30 protein-coding genes are annotated in these 23,809 nt (G+C 55.0%); 27 read left to right on the forward strand and 3 right to left on the reverse strand.

The window, feature by feature from the left end; all coding sequences use genetic code 11:
- The first annotated feature begins 25 nt into the window (after window positions 1-25).
- From GOB83_RS11525 to GOB83_RS11540, 4 genes are all read left to right on the forward strand, one after another.
- Window positions 26-607: a hypothetical protein gene (locus GOB83_RS11525; protein ID WP_165926155.1), complete on the forward strand. Its 582-nt coding sequence runs from the start codon at window positions 26-28 to the stop codon at window positions 605-607.
- Entirely contained in the window at window positions 604-1,095 is a 492-nt protein-coding gene (locus GOB83_RS11530) for a phage regulatory CII family protein (protein WP_165926156.1), read from the forward strand. Before GOB83_RS11525 ends, GOB83_RS11530 begins: the two co-directional genes overlap by 4 nt.
- Window positions 1,092-2,270, forward strand: a complete 1,179-nt coding sequence (locus tag GOB83_RS11535) for a hypothetical protein (RefSeq protein WP_165926157.1) — start codon at window positions 1,092-1,094, stop codon at window positions 2,268-2,270. Before GOB83_RS11530 ends, GOB83_RS11535 begins: the two co-directional genes overlap by 4 nt.
- Before the next feature lie 215 nt (window positions 2,271-2,485).
- Entirely contained in the window at window positions 2,486-2,974 is a 489-nt protein-coding gene (locus GOB83_RS11540) for a hypothetical protein (RefSeq protein WP_165926158.1), read from the forward strand.
- Here the strand turns inward: GOB83_RS11540 and GOB83_RS11545 are convergent.
- The 3 genes from GOB83_RS11545 to GOB83_RS11555 all read right to left on the reverse strand — a co-directional run bounded on the left by GOB83_RS11545 (window position 2,892) and on the right by GOB83_RS11555 (window position 4,757).
- The gene (locus GOB83_RS11545) at window positions 2,892-3,548 is read right to left on the reverse strand and encodes a hypothetical protein (RefSeq protein WP_165926159.1); all 657 of its coding nucleotides are present in this window, start codon (window positions 3,546-3,548) and stop codon (window positions 2,892-2,894) included. The genes GOB83_RS11540 and GOB83_RS11545 overlap by 83 nt on opposite strands.
- A gap of 82 nt (window positions 3,549-3,630) precedes the next feature.
- On the reverse strand, window positions 3,631-4,320 hold the full coding sequence (locus GOB83_RS11550) for a BRO-N domain-containing protein (RefSeq protein WP_165926160.1): 690 nt from the start codon (window positions 4,318-4,320) through the stop codon (window positions 3,631-3,633).
- Window positions 4,317-4,757 (reverse strand): hypothetical protein, encoded by a 441-nt coding sequence (locus GOB83_RS11555; RefSeq protein WP_206752416.1) that lies wholly within the window; start codon window positions 4,755-4,757, stop codon window positions 4,317-4,319. Before GOB83_RS11555 ends, GOB83_RS11550 begins: the two co-directional genes overlap by 4 nt.
- Window positions 4,758-5,181: 424 nt before the next feature.
- On the opposite strand from GOB83_RS11555, the gene socA reads away from it, so the two are divergent.
- From socA to GOB83_RS11665, 23 genes are all read left to right on the forward strand, one after another.
- Window positions 5,182-5,745, forward strand: a complete 564-nt coding sequence (gene socA, locus GOB83_RS11560; protein ID WP_165926162.1) for a type VI toxin-antitoxin system SocA family antitoxin — start codon at window positions 5,182-5,184, stop codon at window positions 5,743-5,745.
- Window positions 5,717-6,460: a hypothetical protein gene (locus GOB83_RS11565; protein WP_165926163.1), complete on the forward strand. Its 744-nt coding sequence runs from the start codon at window positions 5,717-5,719 to the stop codon at window positions 6,458-6,460. Before socA ends, GOB83_RS11565 begins: the two co-directional genes overlap by 29 nt.
- A gap of 16 nt (window positions 6,461-6,476) precedes the next feature.
- Complete coding sequence (locus GOB83_RS11570) at window positions 6,477-7,175, forward strand: hypothetical protein (protein ID WP_165926164.1); 699 nt, start codon at window positions 6,477-6,479, stop codon at window positions 7,173-7,175.
- 105 nt (window positions 7,176-7,280) lie between these two features.
- Window positions 7,281-7,688 carry a hypothetical protein gene (locus GOB83_RS11575; RefSeq protein ID WP_165926165.1) on the forward strand — a complete coding sequence of 136 codons (408 nt, stop codon included), beginning with the start codon at window positions 7,281-7,283 and terminating at the stop codon, window positions 7,686-7,688.
- Window positions 7,689-7,836: 148 nt separating this feature from the next.
- Entirely contained in the window at window positions 7,837-8,712 is an 876-nt protein-coding gene (locus GOB83_RS11580; protein WP_165926166.1) for a tyrosine-type recombinase/integrase, read from the forward strand.
- 5 nt (window positions 8,713-8,717) lie between these two features.
- Window positions 8,718-9,341, forward strand: coding sequence for a DUF3164 family protein (locus GOB83_RS11585; RefSeq protein ID WP_165926167.1), 624 nt, complete (start codon window positions 8,718-8,720; stop codon window positions 9,339-9,341).
- 362 nt (window positions 9,342-9,703) lie between these two features.
- The gene (locus tag GOB83_RS11590) at window positions 9,704-10,372 is read left to right on the forward strand and encodes a hypothetical protein (protein WP_264802476.1); all 669 of its coding nucleotides are present in this window, start codon (window positions 9,704-9,706) and stop codon (window positions 10,370-10,372) included.
- A 151-nt stretch (window positions 10,373-10,523) separates the two neighbouring features.
- Window positions 10,524-11,096 (forward strand): hypothetical protein, encoded by a 573-nt coding sequence (locus tag GOB83_RS11595; RefSeq protein WP_165926168.1) that lies wholly within the window; start codon window positions 10,524-10,526, stop codon window positions 11,094-11,096.
- Window positions 11,065-13,077, forward strand: a complete 2,013-nt coding sequence (locus GOB83_RS11600) for a phage terminase large subunit family protein (RefSeq protein ID WP_165926169.1) — start codon at window positions 11,065-11,067, stop codon at window positions 13,075-13,077. The genes GOB83_RS11595 and GOB83_RS11600 overlap by 32 nt, the downstream gene beginning before the upstream one ends.
- Complete coding sequence (gene gpW / locus GOB83_RS11605; RefSeq protein WP_165926170.1) at window positions 13,077-13,349, forward strand: gpW family head-tail joining protein; 273 nt, start codon at window positions 13,077-13,079, stop codon at window positions 13,347-13,349. The genes GOB83_RS11600 and gpW overlap by 1 nt, the downstream gene beginning before the upstream one ends.
- Window positions 13,350-13,429: 80 nt before the next feature.
- Entirely contained in the window at window positions 13,430-15,001 is a 1,572-nt protein-coding gene (locus GOB83_RS11610) for a phage portal protein (RefSeq protein ID WP_198912006.1), read from the forward strand.
- The gene (locus tag GOB83_RS11615) at window positions 14,998-15,861 is read left to right on the forward strand and encodes a S49 family peptidase (protein WP_165926171.1); all 864 of its coding nucleotides are present in this window, start codon (window positions 14,998-15,000) and stop codon (window positions 15,859-15,861) included. Before GOB83_RS11610 ends, GOB83_RS11615 begins: the two co-directional genes overlap by 4 nt.
- Window positions 15,862-15,897: 36 nt before the next feature.
- Window positions 15,898-16,578, forward strand: a complete 681-nt coding sequence (locus GOB83_RS11620; RefSeq protein WP_165926172.1) for a hypothetical protein — start codon at window positions 15,898-15,900, stop codon at window positions 16,576-16,578.
- A 36-nt stretch (window positions 16,579-16,614) separates the two neighbouring features.
- Entirely contained in the window at window positions 16,615-17,271 is a 657-nt protein-coding gene (locus tag GOB83_RS11625; RefSeq protein ID WP_165926173.1) for a head decoration protein, read from the forward strand.
- Between the two features lie 100 nt (window positions 17,272-17,371).
- Window positions 17,372-18,406, forward strand: a complete 1,035-nt coding sequence (locus GOB83_RS11630) for a major capsid protein (RefSeq protein ID WP_165926174.1) — start codon at window positions 17,372-17,374, stop codon at window positions 18,404-18,406.
- A 6-nt stretch (window positions 18,407-18,412) separates the two neighbouring features.
- Entirely contained in the window at window positions 18,413-18,775 is a 363-nt protein-coding gene (locus GOB83_RS11635) for a head-tail joining protein (RefSeq protein ID WP_165926175.1), read from the forward strand.
- Window positions 18,772-19,296, forward strand: coding sequence for a hypothetical protein (locus GOB83_RS11640; RefSeq protein ID WP_165926176.1), 525 nt, complete (start codon window positions 18,772-18,774; stop codon window positions 19,294-19,296). The genes GOB83_RS11635 and GOB83_RS11640 overlap by 4 nt, the downstream gene beginning before the upstream one ends.
- 11 nt (window positions 19,297-19,307) lie before the next feature.
- A complete protein-coding gene (locus GOB83_RS11645) occupies window positions 19,308-19,511 on the forward strand; it encodes a DUF2635 domain-containing protein (protein ID WP_165926177.1) in 204 nt (67 codons plus the stop codon).
- A complete protein-coding gene (locus tag GOB83_RS11650) occupies window positions 19,508-20,986 on the forward strand; it encodes a phage tail sheath subtilisin-like domain-containing protein (RefSeq protein ID WP_165926178.1) in 1,479 nt (492 codons plus the stop codon). The genes GOB83_RS11645 and GOB83_RS11650 overlap by 4 nt, the downstream gene beginning before the upstream one ends.
- A gap of 16 nt (window positions 20,987-21,002) precedes the next feature.
- Entirely contained in the window at window positions 21,003-21,380 is a 378-nt protein-coding gene (locus GOB83_RS11655; RefSeq protein WP_165926179.1) for a phage tail tube protein, read from the forward strand.
- Window positions 21,377-22,036 (forward strand): phage tail assembly protein, encoded by a 660-nt coding sequence (locus GOB83_RS11660; RefSeq protein WP_264802479.1) that lies wholly within the window; start codon window positions 21,377-21,379, stop codon window positions 22,034-22,036. Before GOB83_RS11655 ends, GOB83_RS11660 begins: the two co-directional genes overlap by 4 nt.
- Entirely contained in the window at window positions 22,036-22,170 is a 135-nt protein-coding gene (locus GOB83_RS15115; protein WP_260400872.1) for a hypothetical protein, read from the forward strand. Before GOB83_RS11660 ends, GOB83_RS15115 begins: the two co-directional genes overlap by 1 nt.
- Window positions 22,154-23,809, forward strand: a 1,656-nt coding sequence (locus tag GOB83_RS11665; RefSeq protein ID WP_165926180.1) for a phage tail tip lysozyme, incomplete at its 3' end; no start/stop codon positions are given. The genes GOB83_RS15115 and GOB83_RS11665, both read left to right, overlap by 17 nt.

Below are 23,809 nucleotides of genomic sequence, written 5' to 3' on the forward strand. Positions count from 1 at the left end.
TTGCGCCTATGCAGGGAGTGGCGGCATGAAGCCGGGAGATAAAGGCTCTTTTGAAGATCGTGCTGAAGCCGTTTCTCTGGCGATTAAACTGTACCAGAAGGTCGGTGCCCCACCAGGGCAGTTACTCGTTACTGCTGAGGCAATCCGCCAATATATTGCAGGGGAAATTGTTGTCCCTTTGACATCAGATGATGGGGAAGAGCTATTTCCCATCAACCGCAGTAGTCGCCAATTTGATAACGCTAAGGATGTAGTCTCTGTCTGCGACAGGCCTGTCTGCAAGCCTTCCTCTGCCGTGATGGAAAATGCCGTCGGTGAATTTGTCTTCGCTTCGGGCAATACTGGTAGCAATCTGCCAGATCAGGGCCTCACGGGTAGTGGGGATATCGTTAGCCATAGGAATTCATCCTCGGTTGTTGGTTTGGACGACTCAACCATGGATGAGGCTGGTGGCAGTGGCAATGCTGCCACCAGCAGAGTTGAAGTGCTGCAGGGCCAATGTGGCCCTATAGGTTTTGATGCCAGAGAAGCATCCCTATTGGCGCAGCACCTAGCCGCTGTTGAGCAGTTTGGCTGTTCTGACGAAAAGCAGGGAGAAAAGGCATGAAACAGCCATTTTCCGCTGCGTGTGTTCCTGCCATCAAAACTGCCACCAAGCAGGCTATTGCCCATGTGGGCGGCATCGATGCCGCTGCCTGTATTGGCAGGGTAGGGCGCACGCAGTTTTCCGATTACTCCAATCGCGCGCGGGATGCAGTTATTCCGCTGGATGTGGCGCTGGATCTGGACCACTGCGCGGAACACCCGTTTTTGTTGCATGCCATGGCGCAGGCGTTGGGTTATGCGGCCATTCCGTTGCATGTCGGCCCAGGTGATTTTGGGCAGGACATGAGCGAATACGCCATTGCCTCGGGAGACATCATGGCCACGGCCATGCGCATTCTGGAAGATGGCGTTGTGGACCGGCAGGAGGCGCAGGAAATCGCCCCCAAAATGATGCATGCCAAGCAGCTGCTGGACCGCGCTCTGGCCTTTGTTCACAAGGTACAGGAGCAAAGCCGCCCTATCGTTGTTGCCGGTAAGGAGGCTGGATGATGCGGCCTGTTCTTGCTGAGTTTGACCCCTCAACCGTAACCCCGTTCAAAATGCTGCGCTCCATGCCCGCAGATCTACGCGGGGTTGTGACCAACCTGCATGATGCGCTGAAGGAACTGCGCTCAACCGTGTTCCGCGCTGGCCAACTAGTGCTTGCAGACGGGCAGGTGGCAACACAGGCATGGCTGGAAGGCGATGTGCTGGCCCGTACGCTGCCCAGCATCCTCCAGTCCGGCTTTATGGCGCGGGATGATGAGGGTGCGCTGTTCAGCCCCCACCTCTATGCTAGGCTGCTCCGCAAGGAAGAGCGCGAGGCCCGCAAGGTACTGGCCGATGCACAGTGGGAGCAGTGGCAGGAAAGCGGGGATTTGCCGGAAGGCATGAGCCGCAAAGTGGTGACCGCCCGCCAGAATGGTGGGGCAGGTGGCCGCCCGCGCAAAGGCGAGAGTGCTGAGCAGGCCCGGGCCCGCCGTGCGCGGGAAATGGAACAGCAACAGGCCCAGCGGCATATGCCTTTGGTGGCTACTGTTGCGGGTGGAAAACCTGCTGCTGAAAACCCAAACAAAAAACCGAATGGGTTTTCGGTTATGGAAAATTCGGTTTCTCCGGTTTCCATAGATCTAGAATTAGAGAGAGATACATATATTTCTTCTGGTTCTATTTCTGGCGAAACCGAAAAACCCAAAACCGAACTGGACGATGCTTCGGTGCGCCGGGTTGCTGCCCGCATGGTCTCGGTTTCGGGCATGAGCGACCAGGTATCCTTTGCAATCTCGTTTGCCCGCCGCTGGATGGGCTTGGGGGCAACGGAAGAAACCATAATCTCCGCCATTCAGAAGCATCAGGCCACCATACGCAACAATGGCGAGGAACCGCGCCGCCTGAAGGTGTTTGAGGATGAAGTGCTGCGCGGCATTGAAGCGCAGCAGGTTATGGAGGCCATGCCCTCGGCCCCGCCAGAAAACGCCCACAAAACCGAGGATATGCGCCAGCTTGAGGACGCATGGGGCCGGGCCACGCAGGTCTGGAAAAAAGCCTTTGCCGACTGCCGGGACTATGGCGCGGTTACCCGCCAGTGGCCCGATCTGGCGCAAGAGCATGGCTTGCCAGACGTGCCGTATGACCGGGCAGCCTATCAGCAGTTTTTCAGCGGCACAGAGGCGGTGGCGGCATGAGCCTGCGAAACACTCCTGCGAAACCTGAGGTTGCGGGCTGAAGGCAAGTCCAACCCGATAACAGCATTTGAGGAATTGCGGGCGACACTTGCCCAGGAACAAAAACGGCGGGCAGAGGCGGAATTGGAAGCCTGCACCCTGCGCCGCCGTTTGTATGCGTATGAGAAACCCCGTGACGCTCAAGGAAGGTACACCAAACCACACGGGGCAGCAACGTGCACAAAACAGTCAACGCCACACCGGAACGCCTTGCCAAAGGTGACGTAACCGAAGTTTACGTTCAGGAACACCAGAGCCTGCCGCCCGAAAAGCGCCTGCGGTCATCCGGGGCGCTGTATGCCTTGCGCCGTGCTGGCACCATTACCGATGCCCACGTAGCCGCCGCCGAACACTGGGCGCGGGATTATGAGACAGGTGTGCTTGGCGCCAGAGACCCGGAGGCTGGCCGCAAAGGCGGCGTGCCCGACCCCCACACCATAATGCTATCCCGCGCAGCCGCCGTAACCCGGTGCGAGTATGTGCGCAAAGCACTGGGGCAGGTGGGCGAGACCTTCCTGCGCCAGATGATGGTGGATGGGATGAGTGTTCAGGCTATTGCTGGAGCCAAAGGCACCCACAAACTCAGGGTGTCGGGGGCGATTGATCTGTTGCTGGAGCAGTTGGTTGAGGCTTATCAGGTGATGCCGGGAAAATGGTGGAAATAGGAGGGTATGATTTTCTTTTTAGAATATCAGGAAGAAATATTTTCAAAATATGTTTTATTTTACGTAATTCCTCATTTATTTCTTCAACTTTTTCATCATAAATCGCTACCTTTTTTGCTGAGTATAATTCAAAATCTAAATTTTCATCTCTAAAATCAGCAAGTTTTGATAGTAAATATGATGTTTTTCTAAATATATGATGAAGGTTATTGCTGAAAAAAATATGATAATATGTACTATAAACTAAGAAATCCTGAGATCCACTTTTAATATCTTGTTTTGTCAAAGCAGGCGTTAAAAGTATGGTGAAAAACTTATCATAAGCAAGTACAACGTTGTATATTTTATCAAAGGCATCAATTTCGAGTTTATCTTCTGCTATTTTTTTCTGCTGTGTCGCAATTTCGCGAGCTCTGTTGGCTAATAAACACGTCATCCCAATGCCTACAACAGACACTAAAGCCGTTAAAACTGGCAAGTACGGTGCGATCTGTTCCCACGCTGTCTGACCTTGCTTGAGTATAATGGTGCCCGTTAGTGGATTGTCTGAAGGGCCAGAAATCACCCAGTACATAATTAATTCTCCCAATATTCAGAATTTCAATGTCATTAATCAAAAAGCTCAATGATTTACTAATGCCAAAAAAGAAGGGGGCCTAAGCCCCCTTGTGTGTTGCGTATGTGACCACGACCGCGCTGGAGCCGTCTGGTGCTGGTGTGATCTCCTTATCCACCATATGGAAGCGGCGTAATCGGGCCTGTTCGGGTGTTTCGTCCTTTCGGGGGCGGCCGCCTAGTGCGCCGTTGTGGCGGTTGGTTATGGCCTTGGTGGATGGAGCGGGCAGTAGGTGGGGCGGCAAGTCCAGCGCTGCCTCCATAAGCATACGGATGGCGGGTTTGCGCGGCATGGGGCAGGGTAGGGCGCACGTTCCCCATTCCTGCCGGGCTGCGGCCTCGCCCACTGCATCCCACAGGCACAGAATGCGGGCAAAGCGGTTGAACCACTCTGTTTTATCCGTGGGCATAGTGTAGCTGCCCGTCTTGCGGATGCTCAGCAGCACTTCGCCCGTTACCCATTTGCGGAACCGCTTAGCTTCGGGCTTGCGACTGGTGAAAATGAGGTTGTAAAGGCCGCTTTCGTTGATGATGTTCATCTCTTGGGGGCCACCTAGGGTCGGAATAGTAGTCCGCCCCTTTTCATCGTCATCCAAGCGTTCGAGAGTCTTGTGAGGAGAACCTAAGTCTAGCACATCGCACACATCAGCCAGCACAAACCACGGTTGAGTGTCTTGTGTGATTACTCGCACCGCATGGTCTTCAAAGCTAAAAGGAATGATGTTGCTCATGCTGCGGCCTCCCGCGTGAGGTCTGTCAGTAACGAGACTTCCAGCCAGGTCATGCTGTCTCCCAGTTCCTCCTCACCCGGCGCAATCTGGTCACGCAGCATGGTCAGTGCGGCAATGGCTTTGGCCTGCTGACCGGCATGTGTTGTGGCGGGCAGGGCTGCCATGGCGGCAACAAGCTCATCCTGTTCAACAACGAGCGCATTGAGTTTATCTTCGTGCAACCGTTCTTCCGGCGTTCCGAAAATATGATTTTTTGCCACACAATGTGCGTCTATGCGCCTGCGGCAGTCCTGAAACTGGTTAAACGCGGCCAGCAAAGCAGCATCGGCATGTAGGTATGCTTCTGCATGAGCAGTTGCTGCCAGAAATGGCACAGCCATGATTCCAGCGAGCAACGAGCGGCGGTGTGTGGTAGATAAGGCATCAGCCATAGGCATGGGGTTCTGTCCCTTGCTTCTCGGCTTTTTGGCGCTATAAAATCATTATGTCAATAGATAGCGCTATAAAACCAAAAAAGGGACGTCCAAAGGTTGATTCTGAAGCGGTTAATGTCCGTTTCGAACGTGCTGTTTTGGATGAGGTGGACGCATGGATAGCCGCAAATGGCCCTCCATATGTGACGCGCCCGGAAGCTATACGGCGGTTGGTTCAGTTGGGATTGAGTAAGGAGGAATAACCCTCTGGCGTTGCCTACATTCCCTATTTTTATCCCTTTTCCCCCTAGCAATTTTGGGCTCACAGTATAAACCACCGCCGTAGGTTCCTACGGAACTTATCGCGGTAGCCAGTGCGTGATTTCTCACGGTGAGAACTCACGGGGTTCCGTGCGTTCCAAGCAACAGGAAAGGGAGGAATTGCTTTATGACCAATGCGCCATATGATCCTCGCGCTGTTGCAAACTGCATACTGGACGTTGCACGGACGATGATGGTTAACCAAGATACCATTACGCCACTTGCACTTCAGAAACTCTTATATTTCGTTCATGCACATTATCTTGCCGCAACAGGTAATCCGGCTGTTAAAGGTGCTTTTGAAGCTTGGCCTTATGGTCCAGTTCACCCGACAGTATATAAATCTTTTAATGAGTTTGGGAAAAATCCGATCACTAGGCGGGCTAAGGCTAAAAACCTGCTGACAGGAGAAGAACGCGACCTCAATCCGCCAGAAGATTGGCAGCTTAATCGTGCAATAATGTGGGTATTGGTATCATTTGGCCACCTCCCGGCTGGTCGATTGGTAGATCTGTCCCATGTTCATAATGGCCCATGGCATTATGTGTCTGAACAAGTCAGGAAGGGCGAAGTTGTCACTCGCCAAATACCAGATAAGGTGACTCTTGAACGTGGACGTCGTATGTTCTTGGTTAGTACTAACCAAGTAAGCGATTCTACATATGGCGAAGAAGTCCCTCCCCAGCACTGAATTTGCTAGATTTGCAGCCCTACCTAGGGGAGAAATTAGGGATCGTGCCATAAAAATATTTGTTAGGAGTCAAGCGTCTTGGTCGTATGAGCCCACGCGCTCATATCTCCCAGAAATTTTACGCGATCAGGCATGTTTTAATTTACCAATAGCAGATGCCCCTTGGGATGTTGTTCAGGCAAATATCCTTTCTAAATGCAGTAAAATTGCAATTCAAAGAGAACAAAATTGTTTAAAAGCAAAAGCACTATTTGATTTTTGGCGGCATGAAGGTTGGACTTCAATACGAAATACAGATTTACCACCCGGTATGATAAACCCGTCTCATGGGTATACGCGGTTTTGGGATGATCGTCTTTGTGTAATTAGTGAAACGGAACTGTTCGTTCCTTTCATTGATTTTCGTAGTTCAAATACGGGCCTAAATGCAGATGCGCGCGAAGTCGTTTTTAGTGTTCAAGATTGGCTTATTCGCCAATCGTTACCTGAACTAGAAGACGTAATTCTTTCTGTAATTCGCTTTGAAGGTACAAAAGAAACTGGTTTTACAGTAACTCCGTATTTTCATGCAGGTGCTGTACGTTGGTCGCCAGATGAACTATCAGAAATGATGATTGAAGTTTATGCCGATTGGGTGCGCGTCGCTACTGAGCATGAACAAACAAATCGACGAACCGGCACCAACGATGGTCGGAACTTTGAATTAGATTTATAATAATTGGATTATATAAATGAGTGGAAAAAAAGAAAAGAAAGTATGTTTTGTCATCGGTCCAATTGGTGCCGCTGAGTCAAAGACGCGCGTTAATGCTGATTTTCTTTTAGATGGCATTATCAAGGAGGTTCTTGAAAAAGAGCCATTCAATTATATTGTAAAAAGAGCAGACAAAGATGTTAGTCCCGGCTCTATTAACACTTCCGTCATTAATGATATTATTCATGCCGATCTTGCTATTGCTGATTTGTCTGAACGTAATCCAAATGCATTTTACGAGTTAGGTATTCGTCATGCCTTCCATAAGCCAGTTATACATATGATTCGTGAAGGCGAGGTGTTACCTTTCGATAACTTAGATCAAAGGTGTATATATTTCAGTACAGAATCTTGGGACGGAATTTTAAGAGCTCGTGAAAAACTTCATGAAGTTTTTCAATATGTGGTCTCAGAAAATTATAAAATATCTAGTCCAGTTACTATTGCTAATGCCGTTCAGAAAATGTCTGAACAGGGAGATGAAACTGGCGTTTTGATTTCGTCTTTATCGGAAAGAATGCAGAATATAGAGAAGAATATTAACAAATATGGAAATATTTCTGCGCCTATTGATGATAATAGAAAAACTCAAAAGACAGAAAGTTTTGTGAGATTTAAACCTGTCTTTGACCAAAAGCTGGGATTTATTGGACATAAGAAATTTCACGAAAATTAATTTGACACTTACCCCAAATTAAATCTATACTCTCATAATCTTCGAAGCCGTGTGTCCATTAGGGTCCACGGCTTTTTTATTTCCTAAACAAAAAATGGCGGTTGCATGGGTAAAGGGCAGAGTTTCTGCCGTGGCCAGATTGCACTGCATGGGAAAAAGCCTGTTCTAATACTGGCGCTGGATGGTGCGGTTTGCCTAGTGGCAAAGCTATACCTCCCACGCACAGCCCGGCATCGCTCCGATATTGATCGGAGCGAGACGCCCCTTCTTTTACGCAACACAATTGTGCGCGCGGGGGATTTGCTCCGCTGCCGTGTTACGGATCTGCGGCCTATGGCTGACGGGTTGCTTTGCGTTGGGGAAGACATTTTGCAGCGTGTGGAACGTGCCGCACGGCGTGAGATGGAATGCCAGGCCAGTGAACAGCTCCCCGCAGGTGTGGTTCGGTCCACTTGGCGCGCTCCCCGATGGGGGAGTTGTGGTCGGAAAATCGGCGGTGTTCCGTCCGAATAATCCGCAATGATAACCCGGAGTTATCTTGCACCCGCTAGTGCGGCACCTGCAAGATAACCCGCAGATACCCCCATAAACCCGCAAGATAAGTGCAGTTATCACGCGGATTTTGAGGGGGCGAAATAGACCACTAATGTAGGAAAATCATATGGTTAGCGGAGATCGTGCAAGATCGCCCGCGCCGGGGGCTGCAAAAGCGGCCTCAGTTTCTGCTGATAATCTCGTGCTGAGAACGTGGCTTCACAACCGTGGGGAGAACACCCGGCGGGCTTATGAGCGTGATGCCCGCGAGCTGCTGGCGCATGCGGGTAAGCCACTGGCTGAGATTGTTCTGGCGGACCTGCAAGCATGGTACGACAGCATGGGCGATGCGTCCGATGCCACACGGCGGCGCAAGTTGTCCGCTGCAAAATCCCTGCTGGCTTACGCGGCGGGGACGGGCGTTCTCACGCACAATGCCGGGGCAGCGTTCCGGCTGGAGCGCGGGCGCGACACGTTGAATGAGCGCATTCTCACACGCGAGCAGGTTCTGGCCATGATCGAGGCCGAGATGGAACCGCGCAAGCGGGCGCTGCTGGATGTGCTCTATCGGATGGGGCTCCGTATCTCAGAGGCCTGCGCGCTACGGTGGCGGGATGTTACGCGCCGCCAGCAGGGTGGCGTGGCCTCTGTGTTCGGCAAGGGCAACAAGACGCGGGCCGTTCAGGTCCCTGCAAAGCTTTACAAGCAGCTCGTGGCGCTGCGGGTTGATAGCGGGCCGGATGCGCCCGTTGTCCCCGGCCACGATGGCCGCCCGCTTTCGCATGATGCGGCCCACCGCATCGTCAAGCGGGCGGCGCGGCGTGCCGGATTATCTGGGGCTGTTTCGGCTCACTGGCTCCGGCACGCCCATGCATCGCACGCGCTCGATAACAATGCCCCGGTGCATGTGGTGCAGGCCACGCTGGGGCACGCATCGCTCGCCACGACGACACGATACAGCCACGTCCGAGAAGGGGATGGCTCCGCAAACTATTTGGATTGATCACCATGACGACTGCTTCCGATACCGTGCCCGAAGGCTACATGAAGGACACCAAGGGGCGACTGGTGCCGCTTGAGGCCGTCAAACCCGAACACCTTCTGGAAGATGAGCTTGTGCGCCGCCTGCATGAAGCGGCCGCGCAGCTTGCGGAGCAGCTTGCCGCCTTCAAGCGCGCCGGGTTTGCTGATGTAGCTGCCCTGCAATCCCTCCTGCATGAAAAGTATGGGGTCAGCATGGGCGGCCAGAAGGGCAACATCACGCTCAGCACCTATGACGGCCGTTTGCGTGTGACTGTTGCCATGGGCGAGAGCATTACGTTCGGCCCGGAAATCCACGTCGCCAAGACACTGCTGGATCAGCTCTTTGAACGCTGGACTGAGGGGGCAAATGCCAGTCTCCGGGTCGTCGTCATGGATGCGTTTGACGTGGGCAAGGAAGGGAAGATGCAGACCAGTAAAATCCTTGGTCTGCGCAGGCTTGATGTGCCGGATCCTGAGTGGAAGGAGGCCATGGAAGCGATTGCCAATAGTATCCGCTCCGACTGCACCAAGTCCTACCTCAGGTTGCATACGCGGGAAACGCCGGATCAGGCGTGGAACATGGTGCCGCTGGATCTGGCCAAGGCATGAGGCGCTGGCTCACGGACCTGCTTTCAGGCCGGCGGGACAACTTCAGGCTTAGGCGAGAACTGGGGCGCAAAGAGAGGCTTCTGCGAGACTGTCACGTGGAAATTCGTCGTTTGCATGAACTGATGATCAAGGCCGGTCGGTCTGTTGAGAGGAAGAAATGAAGCAGCAAGGCAACAGTCATTCCAACAGACGCCCGAAGCGCAATCGCCCGTTTCATGGAAGCAAGCAGACGTCAGACCACTCGGTATGGCTACGGGCCGCCCAGCACTATGCCTACATGGCCCAAAGCGACCGGCGTCCTGGTATCCGTGTATGGGCTGCAGACCGGGCTGATGAGTGTATAGAGCGGGCGAACAGGGCCTGTGGCTGACTTTCGTATCAAGGTCGATGTGAAGGCTGCTCAGAAGCAGCTTTCAGACATGGCCAAACAGATCCCATTTACTGCCTCTGTTGCGTTGAATGACCTGGCCTTGCAGGTCATGCGCAAAGAGAACTCGGCCATGTCTGATATCTTCAAGGACCCGAGGCCTTTCACCCAGCGTGCCACACAGGTTGAGAAGAAGGCGAGTAAGTCAGATCTGACTGCGGTGGTTTCAATCAGGCCTGCACAGGATAAATACCTGTCTCCATATGAAACGGGTGGTGACCATTGGGTCGGTGCGAAAGGTGGGGACGGGGATCTGCTCGTGCCTGTTGATGGCAAGACCGATGCCTATGGTCAGATACCAAGAGGGCTGATCAAGCGTCTGGTAGCGCGGCCTGATGTTTTTGTTGGGACTGTGCGTGGTATTCGCGGGATATGGCAGCGTCCGCCAACAGGTAATCAGCGTAGTGGCCAGCGCGGTACCAAAGGAAAGCTTGGGACTGTTGGTGGAAAAAGGACGGGGCTGAAGCTGCTCTATGTGTTCAAGTCCAACAGACCAGTCAGAAAGCGATTGGGCTTTGATCAGGTCGCACTCGAGTTGGTGCGGGAGCAGGGGACCAAGGCACTTGAGGCTGCCGTGGAAAAGGCGATCCGCTCGGCGCGGTGACCGGCACGTTGGCCCCTCCCACCACAGGGGGTCCCCCCCCCCTTCTTGGGTCCCTCCTGGGGGGTGCCCCGATCACGGGTATTGCGCGAGCTCGTTTGATCCCTAGCTAACAATTTTTTTTCGGGTTGCAGTTGCAGGTGGCAGTTTAGGCATGAGTGCTGACACAATTAGCCAGAGTGAGGCGGCAAGGCGCGCGGGTGTAAGCCGGTCGGCAATTCAAAAACATCTTGCATCTGGAAGAATTATTTCAGAAGGCAACCGCGTAAATCTTGCCTCTTTTAATGAATGGCTCGATCTTAAAAAGGAGACACACTCAGGGGTGCAACCACCCCTGCCACCTGAGGTGCAACCCCCGCCAGAGGTTGCACCTCAGGTGGTCAGTCTGGATCGTTCCAGTTCACCTGACCTTGAGCCACCGGCAGGCAGCCTGTTGGACATGAAATCAGCATTGCTGCTTGAGCAGAATGCAAAGGCACGCATCAAGCAGTTGGATTTTGATGAGCGCTCCGGATCTGTGGTTGAAATTGCCGTTGTTACGGCCAGAGTGGGCAAGGAATACGCTGCTGTGCGGCGCAAACTTCTGGCGTTGCCAGCAGAGCATGCCCCTTCAGTCCACAGATGTAAAACAGTTGCAGACGTGCAGGAGAGGTTAAGGGTTCTCATCACACGAGCCCTGGAAGAACTGACCGCAGATGGAGGCTCTACGATACCCACAGGGGTATAAGAATTTTGTCGCTGCTCTGGTGGCGCAACGGCAGGCCAACCTTAAGCCCCCGCCCAAACTCTCCCTGAGCGAATGGGCCGCTGAATATGCTGTCCTTTCAGCAGAGACCAGTGCGCAAACAGGTAAGTTTGAAGCCTTCGCGTATCAGGTTGGCATCATGGATGCCTTCACAGATCCCACTGTGGAGAAGATCTCGGTCATGAAGTCAGCCCGCGTGGGCTACACCAAGATACTTGACCACGCCATTGGCTACTATCTGCATCAGGACCCATCACCCATTTTGATGGTGCAGCCGCGTGAGAGCGATGCGGAGAGTTACAGCAAGTCCGAAATTGCGCCCATGTTGCGTGATACTCCCGAGCTTGCGGCACTAACAGGAGACCCAAAGGCCAAGAGCAGCGAAAATACACTGCTAAAAAAGACCCTTCTCAATGGGTCCTCCCTTACCCTCGTGGGAGCAAACAGCCCGGGCGGTTTTCGTCGTATCACCGTGCGTATCGTGCTGTTTGACGAGGTAGATGGTTACCCAGTGGGTGGCGCTGGTTCAGAGGGCGATCAGATCGCCCTTGGGTCCAAACGAGCAGAGACCTACTGGAACCGGCTGATAGCCTTGGGGTCCACTCCTACTGTTGCTGGCATAAGCCGTATTGAGCGCTCGTTTGATCAAGGCGATGGCCGCTACTATCACGTGCCATGCCCGCATTGTCATGAGTTCCAGGCACTGGAATGGGGCGGTCCAGACACACCTTATGGCATAAAATGGGATCAGGACGCGGATGGCCATCACCTGCCAGAGACTGCCCATTATGTGTGCAAGCACTGCGGCTGCGTCATTGATGAAGCTGAAAAGGCAGACATGGTTGCCCATGGGAAATGGGTGGCCTCACGTCCGTTCAAAGGCCACGCCTCGTTCCATATCTGGGCAGGGTATTCTCTGTTTCCGAATGCTGCGTGGTCAAAATTGGTGGCCGAATGGCTGGAGGTTAAAGACAAACCACTAGAGCGCCAAACTTTCATCAATACAGCACTTGGTCTGCCATATGAGGACAGGGGCGACGGCGCACTGAATGAAATTGCTCTCGTTGCCAGAGTAGAGACTTGGCCGGGTGAAGTTCCTGATGGTGTGGTACTGATCACCGTTGGTGGGGACGTGCAAGATGACCGTGTTGAGCTGGAGTTTGTAGGTTGGGGCCGAAACGAAGAGCGGTGGTCTATCGCCCATATCGTTATTGAGGGTGATCCTGATGGGCCTGAGCTATGGAACAGGGTTGATGAAGCGTTAAAGCGGCACTGGTTCAGGGCTGATGGCAGGCCTTTCTCCGTCATGGCAGCATGCATAGATTCCGGCGGGCACCATACCCAGAAGGTCTATGAGTTCTGTCGTGCGCGTCTCGGGCGAAAAATATGGGCCGTCAAAGGGGAGTCCGCACGCGGTGGTGCACGCTCCCCCGTATGGCCGACCAAGCGCCCCACATCGCGCAGCAAGGCCAGCTTTCGGCCCATCATCATAGGCGTCAATGCGGCCAAGGATGTCATCCGGAGCCGCCTGCACCTTGCTTTGCCTGAACCGGGGCAACCGGCACCCGGTTACATGCATTTTCCCGCAGACCGGGACATTAACTACTTCGCCCAGCTGCTGGCCGAACGATCAGTCAGAAAGCACAAAAACGGCCAGATATACCGTGTGTGGGAGCAAATTCCCGGCCGCGCCAACGAAGCCCTTGACCTTGCCGTGTACAGCTACGCAGCCCTGTGTGGTCTGATTTATCGAGGTTTCTCTTTGAACAAACGTGCAGACCTCATGGAGCAGGAACGGGCCAGCGGGCACGTACCTTTTGAGACCAGAGAAAACCCACCCGAAGAGGCCCGGAAATCTGCACCATCACAGCGAACTCAGGCAAGACCGGGCCAGAGAAAAACTGATGCGGCGCCTGCAAAGCCCATAACCACAGGTCCCCGTCGATCACGCTGGAATTACTAATGGCAAAATCTGTCTTTCCTGTGCCCCGGGGCACCTATGCAGGCATGACGGAGGCACAGGTTACCCAAGCCCGCAATGCGGCGCAGCAGGCCCTTTTGTCTCTGCTCAATGGAACACGGCCCATGTCAGCTGGCTACAATCAGGGTGATGGTGGCCGGAACGTATCATTTGCTGGCGCTTCTGAAGCTCAACTCCGTAACAACCTGCGTGAACTGAACACCCTCTTGGGGGTAAGCACCTCACGGCGGGCGATGAGGATACGCTACCGTTGAAAAAACCCGGACTGTTACGCCGCGCCTGGAACAGCCTGAGCGGTTCAGGTGCAGGTCAGGGTGCAAAGGCTTCATTTCCCATGACGTTGCCCGGCAACTGGATGGGGGGCATGGGCGGTATGTTCGCCTATGACGGCGCGGACATGATGGGCAATGAAAGCTCAGAATGGAACCCATGGCTGCGCTCTCCTGATGCGGAGATCAATCTCGACCGTGACCGCATGGTTGCTCGTGCGCGGGACCTGTTCCGTAATGACGGGTGGGCACGTGGAAGCATCAACCGCATTACCGACAATGTGGTAGGCGCCCAGTTCCGCTTGGTTGCCAAGCCTGACTATCGTGCTTTGAAAGGGCGATATGGCAAAGCATTTGATGCCGTGTGGTTTCGTGAGTTCAGGCAGGCTGCGGAAGCTGAATGGCGCATGTGGTCAGAAAACCCTCTGCTTTTTTGTGATGCGGCCCAAAAGCTGACAATTACCCAGCTCTTTCGTCTGGCCTTCATGCATCAGATGAAAGACGGAGAAGCTCTGGGCGTCATGCGCTGGCTACCGGAGCGGATAGAGCAGGGGGCCGATTACGCGACTGCCCTTCAGCTCATTCACCCGGACCGGCTCTCCAACCCGTACCAGCAGATGGATACGCATACGATGCGTGGCGGGGTGGAAATAGACGATAATGGGGCGCACATCGCCTATCATATCCGCCAGGCCCACCAATTCGATTATTTCGATGCGGTGGAAAGCATGATCTGGGACCGCATACCCCGCTTTACTCCGTGGGGGCGTTCCATTGTCGTACATTCCTATGACTTTGATGATGCAGGCCAGCATCGCGGGCTGAGTGTGTTTATTCCTATTCTGAACCGCTTTCGCATGCTTGGACGGTACGATCAGGCCGAACTCCAGCAAGCCCTTGTCCAGACCATTTTCGCCACGTTTGTGCAAAGCCCGTACGATCCCGAAGATGTGCGGTCCGGCATGGAAGATGGCGAACTGACCGAATACCAGAACCTGCGGGAAGGCTGGCATAAGGATAACCCCCTGACTATTGGCGGTGTCCGGGTGCCGGTCATGCCGCCAGGCGAAGAGGTAAAAACTGTTGCGTCCACAAGACCAAACAGCGGTTTTGATGCCTTTCAGAGTGCCTTTCTTCGTAATTTTGCAGCCGCTATTGGCACTTCTGCCGAACAGTTGAGCATGGATTATTCCAAGACGAACTACAGTTCCTCTCGCTCATCTATGCTGGAAATGTGGAAGACTATGAACCGCCGGCGGGGCGACTTTGCTGTCAGTTTTGCCAACCCGGTTTACTGCTCGGTTCTGGAAGAGATGTTCGACCAGAAGCGCCTGCCACTCCCCAATAATGCACCGGATTTTCTTGAAGCCCGGACAGCTTACTCCCGGTGCCACTGGATTGGCCCAGGTCGTGGGTGGGTTGACCCGGTGTCCGAACGGCAAGGTGCCGTGCTGGGGCTGGATGCAGGTTTTGGCACGCTTGAACGCGAATGCGCCGAGCAGGGTCTTGATTATGAAGAGGTGCTCGATCAGCGTACCGCTGAACGGCAGATGATGAAAGAGCGCGGGCTTCCATTCCCACAGTGGGCCGTGGGGGCGCCTGTGAACCAGACAACACAAACACCGGATCCACAATGAGCCGCCTTCCACACCTTGCACAGCGGATGTTCAATACACCCATTGCCATCCATCCGCAGAAAGCCGAGATCGTTGTAGCGGCCTTGGCGGACCGTCTGGGCATTGCACATATGTTCCATGATGGCCGGTCCATTGCCATGGGGCCGGGCATGATTGCTCTGGACGAAACAGACCGCGCCGCCGAAAAAGCCTATGACGTAGTGGCTGGTGTTGCGGTTATCCCCATTCAGGGCACGCTGGTGCAAAAACTGAATAGCCTTCGCCCTTTTTCAGGCATGACTGGCTATGATGGCATCCGCCTCAACTTTCTTGACGCCCTGAATGACAAGTCAGTCAAAGCCATTGTGCTCGATATTGACAGTCCAGGTGGGGAAGTGGCCGGCTGCTTTGATCTGGTGGATCTCATCTTTCAGGCTCGTGGGCAAAAGCCCATTCATGCCATTCTGGATGAGAATGCCTTCAGCGCTGCCTATGCGCTGGCCTCGGCGGCAGACCGTATCACTGTGCCGCGCACGGGTGGTACCGGCTCCATAGGCGTCATTCTTATGCATGTTGACCTCTCACAATCGCTTTCCAAGGCGGGGGTGGTGGTCACAATGGTGCGGTATGGCGCTTACAAAGCGGAAGGCTCCGAATATGAGAGCCTGTCTGAAGGCGCACTGGCCCGTATCCAAGCCGATATTGACCAGATGGGCACACTGTTCTGCGAAACGGTTGCCCGCAACCGGGGGTTGAAAACCTCGGTCGTAAAAGGGTTTGAGGCACGCACATTCATGGGGGCTTCCGGGGTTTCCACCGGACTAGCCGACCAAGTGTGCGCACCCGACGCAGCTTTTGCAAACCTCATCCGCTCTCTCTGACCTGCGCATGTGCAGTCTGTTCAAGGATATACCCGAATGGCGAAATCACGCCTGAAGAGTGCTCTCTCGTTCTCTCACCTGATTGGTGGCGCATCAGCAGGCCGCAGTGCTCGCCGCGCTGAGGATGATGATCAGGAAAATAACGCCCCTCCCGGTGCCGATGATGGTGATCCGGAAGATGATGGCAACGCCACACCGTCTGGTCGCCGCCGTGCCCGTGGTGATGATGACGACACCAACCCCGGTGACGACAATCAGGACAATGACCCCTCTGGCCGCCGTGCGCGTGGGGATGACGGCAATGATGATGACGACAACGCCACGCCATCTGGCCGCAGCCGTGCCCGTGGGGACGATGATGGAGATCCGGAAGATGATGAAGACGACGAAGAAGATAATGACGACCCCAAAGCCCGGGCAGCCCGTGCGCGGGAGCGTGCCCGCTGTGCCGCCATCTTTGCAACCAAGGCTGCAGCGGATCGGCCAGACCTTGCCGCTCACCTTGCCTTCAACACGTCACTTCCTCGGTCTGAGGCCAAAGTCCTTTTAAAAGCAGCGGCAAAAGGGACATCTCGCCGCGGGGGCGCGCTGGCTGATGCCATGGCCCAGTTTGGCCAGCAGCGTGTGAGCGCCAGCGCTCCCGGCATGTCGCGCCAGGCCAGCATTGATGCCGGTTGGGATGCCGCAGCGAAGCGCGCAGGCGTTACCCGCAAGTAATTCTTCCACCACTTTGGAAAAGCAAAGGCGGCCCACATGGTCAGTCCTGTTCTGAACGAACATTTTTACACTGGTGCCTTCCTTGTCCGTGAAGCCAATGGCTATCTCTCACGCGACAAAGGGGAGCTGGTAAACGAAACCTCGGCCGATATTTCATTTGAGGCCGGGCTTGTCCTCAGTGATGTCTCGACAGTCATTGCCGACTTTGTGGTGGGTGGCAGCAATACTGGCAATGGGACCATCGGATCGATTACCGTTGCAGCAGGCACAAAGCCCTCCAATTACGAAATCGCGTTTACGGATGCGACAAACTACACCGTTTCCGGGCCGGATGGCTCACAGATTGGGGTAGGGGTAGCAGGCACTGCGCTCGATGTAGGGGGGCTGTCCTTCACTGTATCCGCAGGAACCACGGCCTTTGTTGCCGGGGACACGTTCACCATTGTTGTCGTACCCGGTGGCCCCAAGCAGTACGTACCTTATACGGGGGCGGCAGCAGCTGCCGCTGTGCTGTTTGATCGTGTGTATGTCGAGGCCGAAACGGCCCGGCACGTAGCCGTTGTCTCACGTCTGGCAGAAGTTAACGAACAGGAGCTCTGCTGGGATCCTGCCGTTACGAGTGCAGCCAATGTTGCAACGCTACAGTCCGAAGCGCTGAACCAGCTGGCCGTCGCAGGTATTGTTGCGCGCTAAGGCGCGCTTTACCTCGTTTCTTTTTCACCTGAAGCAATAGCTCTGCATCAAACCGACAGCATGAAGGCTGTCGGTTTTTTTGTGAGCTCAGGATTGGCATATGAGTATTCTTGACGTCTTCCGGCAGGATCCGTTTACCTCCATTTCTCTCACAAGTTATGTGGACCGGGTCCCCTTCCTGCCGACTGGCATTGGTGATCTTGGTCTTTTTGAAGATCTGCCTATTCGGACCACGGCACTCGCGGTCGAACACCGCGATCAGCAGCTGATCGTTATTCCGACCAGTGACCGTGGTGCCCCCCTTACCGAACGCCGTACGGAAAAGCGCAAGATGCGCTATTTTGAGGCGCCACGTCTGGCCCATGGCGATACTGTTTACGCCACGGAATTGCAGAACGTGCGTGAATTCGGGACGGAATCCGTGCTGATGCAGGTCCAGACCGAAGTGGCGCGCCGTCTGTCCGGCCCAACCGGTCTTACGGCCAACATGGAATACACTTGGGAGTTGCACCGGCTTGCAGCAGTTCAGGGGCTTCTGCTGGACGCGGACGGCACACTGCTCTTTGACTGGGCAAAAGAGTTTGGCATCACACGCCCGAAGGAAATTGGCTTCAACCTTGATGCGGCTGATCCTGTGCTGGGTAGCCTGCGCCAGCAGTGTAACAAAATCGTGCGGTATATGGCACGTCAGGCGCAGGGGGCATGGCTTCCCTCCACCCGTGTCATGGCCATGTGCGGCGATGACTTCTGGGATTATCTGATTGCCCATAAAGACGTTCTGACCACCTACTTCAACTGGGAAGCCGCGCGTGAACTGCGCAAGGGTACCGCGTTTGAAGCCATGGATTTTGGCGGGATCAGCTGGTTCAACTATCGTGGCTCGAACGACAACTCCACCATTGCGGTACCCACTGACAAGGTGAAGTTCTTCCCTCAAGGAGCTCCCGGCGTGTTCCAGCGCGCACTGGCTCCGGGGGAGGCAGTGGAATGGGTCAATACCCTCGGCCGTCCCATTTACATCATTCCTATTTTTGACCGTGACCGTAATTTCTGGTGGCGTATGGAGGCCTATTCCTACCCGCTGCATATTTGCACACGTCCAGAAATCCTGATGTCTGGCCGTCTCGGCGGCTGAGTAGCCATGGCGTTAGATTGGGCAAGTCTGGTTCTTGCCCCCAATCTCCGTATCTTTGGCGAGGATCCAGAGAGGGAGGGTCCTGTCATCTGGACGGCTGCGTCCAGTGGCATTTCACAGCAGGTTCCAGCCATATTTGATGAGGGCTACAGACCGCTCGCTGTCATTGACGATGCCGACGGTCTTATGCCGACAAACCTGACTACAGGCGTGCCACATCTTGGCGTTTCCCTTTCTGACTTCCCGACTGAGCCATTGCAGGGCGACATAATGGTGGTCCGGGGCAAGACATACACGATCAGGGAAGTCCAGAAAGATAGCCATGGTGGGGCAGATATTTTCCTTAATGTTGCGAGTGCCAGCTCATGACTCTCTATCGTGTGTTGCTCAAGGATGCGGCGGCCAAGGCACTCGTTGCCGGTAAAACTCTTGCCGGTGAGAACATCATGGTCGATCGTAGTTTGCCAGCAACGCCTGATAAGCTGCCCGCCATACTTTTAACGGCTCCACGGGACAGGGCGACCAGTACAGGCCGCAATGGGCCAGGCTTTACCCGTGTTAGCACGCTGGCCATCCGCGCCTTGCTATGTAGCAAAACGCCAACAGAGGTTTCTGCCAATCTGGATATATTCGCTGAGCAAATTGAGCTTGCCCTTGTGTTTGACCCGACTTTGCAAGGCATGATTACCCAGATCACGGACATTGAAACCGAATTGATGATCAACAGCCAGACAGCCGAGCATACTGGCGAAGTGCGTATGCTGCTGGGGCTGGAATACATCGAATACTATCCCCAAGAGGGCATGCCCGCCACTGAGCTCATCGGGCAGGTGCAGGCCAACGGCAATGATGAGTTTGCCGGGTTCAAGGTGCCTCTTTCCTCTAGCTGAGGTTTGCCAACATGTTTGTAAAACCAGCTCCGGGCCGTACGGTCCGGTGGCCGGCATCCTTGCGTCTTCTGTCTGAACAGGGGGCCGAGGTGCCGTCCACGGCTTTCTGGCTGCGCGCTCTGGCGTGTGGTGATGTGCAGAAAGCCTCTCCCGCAGTGCAGGCCCCGGCCACAGCACAGCCCGCCACAATTGAGCCAAAAGGAACCGCAGCATGAGCAGCATCATGGTTCCGGGCTATTCAACCAGCAACCGTGTGCCCGGCTTTTATCTGGCTCTGGACAACACAGGGGCCAACACGGCCAGTGCCGCCCGGCGCATTCTGCTGGTCGGTCAAATGCTGCCCACGGGCACAGGCACACCCGGTGCTTTGGCAATTTCGGGTGGGGTCAGTGATGCCATTGCCAAATACGGCGAGGGCTCCCAGTGCCATATCATGGTCCGTGATTACCGGACGATTGATAGCTCGGGCGAAGTCTGGGTTCTGCCTCTTCTGGACGATGCGGCCTCCCAGCCCGCCGTGGGGAGTTTTACGCTGGCGGGCACAGCCACATCCGCCGGCACTCTGGCACTGTATGTTGCCGACCAGCTTGTGCCGGTAGGCGTGTCAGTCGGGGATACGGCAGCGGCTGTGGCAGCCAATGTGGTGATCGCGGCCAATGGTGTGACAGGGCTGCCAGTCAGTGTGACGGCAGCAACAGATGTTGTCACGGTGACAGCCCTGAACAAAGGGCTGGCTGGCAATGGTATCCAGCTCGGCGTTTCCCTGTTGGGGACCGCAGGCGGGCAGAGCATTCCGTCCGGTCTGAGCGTGACCATCGCCCAGCCTTCTGGCGGAACACAGAACCCCACCAGCCTTGCTACAGCACTGGCCAGCATGGGCACCCGTGTTTATGATCTGGTGGCCCACCCTTATACTGACACGGCCAGCCTGACAGCGTTCAAGGACCTGTTTGATAACAGCATTGGCCGTTGGTCTCCCATGGAACAACTCTATGGGCACCACATCACCGCCCTGCGTGGCACCTATGGTGAGGCGACCACGTTTGGTCTGGCGCAGAACGACCCGCACGGGACCGTTATGCCCATATCGGATAGTCCATCGTCCCCCATGTCATGGGCAGCGCAGCTGACCGCTGTTACTGCCGTTTCCATGCGCGAAAATCCCGCATTGCCTGTGCGTGGTCTGGCGCTGACTGTCATGCCTCCCACGGATGCAGGGCGCTTTGCCTTTGATGAACGCAATAGCTTCCTCCACGATGGTCTGGCCACCTTTACGGTGGATGATAGCGGAACGGTCCTGACCGAACGGCTGGTGACCACCTATCAGGAAAACGCCTCTGGCGTGCCTGACGACAGCTATCTGGACATTGAAACGCTGCTGACCGCTCAGGTCTGCATGCAGGACATGCGGACATATCTTGCATCCTTGTATGGCCGCTACATCCTTGTGGCGGATGGGACCAAGATCCCGGCAGGCGCACAGGCAACCACGGCCCAGCTGATCGCGGCATCCGCCGTTGCCCGTTACCGCTGGCAGGCAACACAGCTCTGGGTCCAGAACCCGGATACGTTCGCATCCAAGATTGTCTGGGAGAATGCCGGGGGCGGGCAGGTCATGCTGCAATTGCCGTACGACTTTGCCAACCAGCTCTGGGTTCTGGCGGCGGATATCCGCTTCACCAAGTCTTAAGGGATAGAAAGAAACCATGAGTGTTTATCGTGGCCCCCTCGCGGGGTCTGCCTCCCTTACGATCAATGGTGAGGCATGGAATGTGGTCGGGGAACTGCAGTGGCAGCCTTCCGGGGATGTAAACGAAACCCTCAAGGGCCAGTCCATGGTCGAGGGGTTTCAGTCCATGCCCGGGCAGGGCTTTATTCAGGTCACATTGCGTGACCGGCGCGACCGCAAGGTATCCGACTTTCAGGGCGCATCCGGTTTGGAAATCATCGCTGTTCTGGCCATCGGTAAGGTGATTACCTGCGTGAATGGCTGGCAGGTTGAACAGATTAACGTCAACACGCAGGAAGGCACCTTCGAGCTGAAGGTCGAAAGCGACACCGTTACGGAGGATACCGCATCGTGAGCGCTCTGACTGATGCTGAAGTCCTGTGCGCCGTGGCTGAGCAGGATGATGCCGAACAGGTTGAGGACGGCGTATTCTACCCGGACAACACCATCACAACCAAGGATGGTGCGGAATGGAAAGAACTGCGCCTGCGTGAGCCTACGGTTTTCCACTGCTTGCAGTCTGCCAAGGTCATTGGCAAAAAGCCGAGCATTGAGAGCATCTATGACAGCCAGATCGATCTGATCTGCCGCCTGGCAGTCTGGCCCAAACTGGCTGTAGACCAGTTGCCAACGCGTATTCTGGATAAAGCTGTCGCTTATGCTACCGCTTTTGAGGAAAATGTGCGGCGCAAACCGGATGAAGAGCCTGAATGCCCGGAAAGCCTGATCCTGCTGTTCTCTCCGCCAATTGAGGCCGTTAATCAATCGTTTTCAGAAATGACACTGCGCGAACCAGTTGTTTCTGAACGGCGCAAGTACAAGGCAACGGAATCGCACGGCAGTTTTGCCGACTTCCTTCAGGCCGAGATTAATCTTGTCAGTGCTATCAGTCACTGGCCAATGGCCGCTGTGCTGAAAATGCCGATCAGCAAGTTTGCTACAGCGGCAGACTATCTTACCGGTTTTTTTATGACTGGCCGTCAAACTGGGAATCCCTCCCAGCCGATCTGATGGCCTATTTTTCCGGAATGTCCCTGACCGAAGCAGAAGGCCTGAGCGGCCAGATGCTGGTGCATTGGGTTGGGCAAGCCAACCGTATCGCTGAACGGCAGCGTAAAGAGGCAAAAAATGGGCGCAACCGTTAGCATTGTTCTGTCTGCCACGGACAGGGCGAGTAAGATGCTCAATACGGTTAATAACCGCGTAGCGTCCATGCAGGCACCTGTTAGAAATTTACAGCGTTCTCTGGGCCGCTTCTCTGATGTGATGGGTATTACCCGTCTGCGCAAAGGGATGCAGGACCTCTCCCGCTCAACCCTGAACACTTTCCGCTCGGTCGGTCGGCTGGTGCCGGAAATGGGAACGCTGACTGGGGCCGCCTCTATTGCCGGGGTGTATAAACTGGCCAGCGCCTGGGCGCAGGTTGGCACTAACCTGCGTACCTCTGCACGCAGCATGGGTATGGCCCCCGGCCGACTTATGGCCCTGCGCAATGCTGCTCGTCTGTCGGGTGGCTCTGCTGATGCCATGTCAGGCGCATTGGGCCAACTTTCCACCCAGAAGTGGGAAGCCGTAAATGGCTTTGCCCCGGAGGCTGCAGCGCAGTTTCAGGCTCTTGGTATTTCCATGGAGGAGCTGAAGAAACTCTCTCCCGAGCAACTGTTTGATCGGATTGCCAACAAGATCCGTGGCATCAAGGACCCTGCGGCCCAGAGCATTGCAGCCCTCAAGTTGTTTGGTGAGGCAGGGCAGGGCCTTTTGCCCGTTTTCCAGCAAACGGCACAGGAATATCAGCAGAACATCCGCCTAGCCGAGCGGTATGGTGTGATGAACCAGAAGGGCGCGGACGCCGCCGCCCGCATGCAGAATTCCCAGCGGCAGCTATCCTTGGCGGTGGAGGGATTTGGTTACAGTGTGGCCGAGGCTGTCGAGCCCGCGATTACTCCCGTGCTCCAGCAGATGGCCGAGTGGATCGCTGCAAACCGCCAGTGGATTTCTCAGGATATTGCTGGGTACGTGAGGCAGCTGGTCAACTGGCTTAAAAATGGCGGTTGGGATGAAATTAAGGGTAAAATTTCCGGGTTGCTTCAGACAATTTCATCTGTAGTTGACAGGCTGGGAGGTTGGGAAAGTGCAGCCAAGGATGCGGCTATCGCCTTGGCCGTGCTTTGGGGTGCGCCTGTTCTCACGGGTATTTTGAGTGTCACAACCGCCCTTTTGGGCGTTGTCGGGGCTATGAAAACCATCATTGGGCTTAAAGGGGGGCTGGCGGGAGCCCTCGCTGGTGTTGGCGCATATGTTGCAGATGAAGCACTGAAAAAATATGACCCCAATGATAGCCTTGGGGCATGGATTGATAAAACCATACCTGGCGCTTCTGCCATTGATAATGCCGCCAGCTATCTGGGTCTGGGGCGTTCATACGAACAACAGAAGCAGGCGCAGGCTGCCATAGATCAGGATTCGGCTGCCAAAAAAGAATCGGCTCGCGGCGTGCAGCAGTTCTTTATGCGCAATGGCTATTCATCGGCTCAGGCTGCCGGGTTGGTGGCCAACCTTGCGCAGGAGGATGGGGACTTCGATCCGGGCAAGGTCGGGGACAGTGGGACAGCTTACGGGATTGCCCAGTGGCACAAAGCCAGACAGGACGATTTCAGGCGCGTTATGGGGCGTGATATTCACGGTTCAAGCCGGGAAGATCAGCTTAAGTTCATGCAGTGGGAACTCGACCACCAGAGTTATCTGGGGGGCGATGAAATCCGTCATGCCAGAACAGCATCACAG

The organism is Acetobacter fabarum, from assembly GCF_011516925.1.
Lineage (GTDB): Bacteria > Pseudomonadota > Alphaproteobacteria > Acetobacterales > Acetobacteraceae > Acetobacter > Acetobacter fabarum.

Coding starts and splice junctions, on each gene's coding strand:
- GOB83_RS11630 (WP_165926174.1), top strand. CDS start 17,372: ATGAGTATTCTTGACGTCTTCCGGCAGGATCCGTTTACCTCCATTTCT.
- GOB83_RS11650 (WP_165926178.1), top strand. CDS start 19,508: ATGAGCAGCATCATGGTTCCGGGCTATTCAACCAGCAACCGTGTGCCC.
- GOB83_RS11580 (WP_165926166.1), top strand. CDS start 7,837: ATGGTTAGCGGAGATCGTGCAAGATCGCCCGCGCCGGGGGCTGCAAAA.
- socA (WP_165926162.1), top strand. CDS start 5,182: ATGACCAATGCGCCATATGATCCTCGCGCTGTTGCAAACTGCATACTG.
- GOB83_RS15115 (WP_260400872.1), top strand. CDS start 22,036: ATGGCCTATTTTTCCGGAATGTCCCTGACCGAAGCAGAAGGCCTGAGC.
- GOB83_RS11625 (WP_165926173.1), top strand. CDS start 16,615: ATGGTCAGTCCTGTTCTGAACGAACATTTTTACACTGGTGCCTTCCTT.
- GOB83_RS11635 (WP_165926175.1), top strand. CDS start 18,413: ATGGCGTTAGATTGGGCAAGTCTGGTTCTTGCCCCCAATCTCCGTATC.
- GOB83_RS11570 (WP_165926164.1), top strand. CDS start 6,477: ATGAGTGGAAAAAAAGAAAAGAAAGTATGTTTTGTCATCGGTCCAATT.
- GOB83_RS11545 (WP_165926159.1), bottom strand. CDS start 3,548: ATGTACTGGGTGATTTCTGGCCCTTCAGACAATCCACTAACGGGCACC.
- GOB83_RS11585 (WP_165926167.1), top strand. CDS start 8,718: ATGACGACTGCTTCCGATACCGTGCCCGAAGGCTACATGAAGGACACC.
- gpW (WP_165926170.1), top strand. CDS start 13,077: ATGGCAAAATCTGTCTTTCCTGTGCCCCGGGGCACCTATGCAGGCATG.
- GOB83_RS11610 (WP_198912006.1), top strand. CDS start 13,430: ATGACGTTGCCCGGCAACTGGATGGGGGGCATGGGCGGTATGTTCGCC.
- GOB83_RS11645 (WP_165926177.1), top strand. CDS start 19,308: ATGTTTGTAAAACCAGCTCCGGGCCGTACGGTCCGGTGGCCGGCATCC.
- GOB83_RS11595 (WP_165926168.1), top strand. CDS start 10,524: ATGAGTGCTGACACAATTAGCCAGAGTGAGGCGGCAAGGCGCGCGGGT.
- GOB83_RS11615 (WP_165926171.1), top strand. CDS start 14,998: ATGAGCCGCCTTCCACACCTTGCACAGCGGATGTTCAATACACCCATT.
- GOB83_RS11555 (WP_206752416.1), bottom strand. CDS start 4,757: ATGCCTATGGCTGATGCCTTATCTACCACACACCGCCGCTCGTTGCTC.
- GOB83_RS11530 (WP_165926156.1), top strand. CDS start 604: ATGAAACAGCCATTTTCCGCTGCGTGTGTTCCTGCCATCAAAACTGCC.
- GOB83_RS11535 (WP_165926157.1), top strand. CDS start 1,092: ATGATGCGGCCTGTTCTTGCTGAGTTTGACCCCTCAACCGTAACCCCG.
- GOB83_RS11525 (WP_165926155.1), top strand. CDS start 26: ATGAAGCCGGGAGATAAAGGCTCTTTTGAAGATCGTGCTGAAGCCGTT.
- GOB83_RS11550 (WP_165926160.1), bottom strand. CDS start 4,320: ATGAGCAACATCATTCCTTTTAGCTTTGAAGACCATGCGGTGCGAGTA.
- GOB83_RS11620 (WP_165926172.1), top strand. CDS start 15,898: ATGGCGAAATCACGCCTGAAGAGTGCTCTCTCGTTCTCTCACCTGATT.
- GOB83_RS11640 (WP_165926176.1), top strand. CDS start 18,772: ATGACTCTCTATCGTGTGTTGCTCAAGGATGCGGCGGCCAAGGCACTC.
- GOB83_RS11655 (WP_165926179.1), top strand. CDS start 21,003: ATGAGTGTTTATCGTGGCCCCCTCGCGGGGTCTGCCTCCCTTACGATC.
- GOB83_RS11575 (WP_165926165.1), top strand. CDS start 7,281: ATGGGTAAAGGGCAGAGTTTCTGCCGTGGCCAGATTGCACTGCATGGG.
- GOB83_RS11600 (WP_165926169.1), top strand. CDS start 11,065: ATGGAGGCTCTACGATACCCACAGGGGTATAAGAATTTTGTCGCTGCT.
- GOB83_RS11565 (WP_165926163.1), top strand. CDS start 5,717: ATGGCGAAGAAGTCCCTCCCCAGCACTGAATTTGCTAGATTTGCAGCC.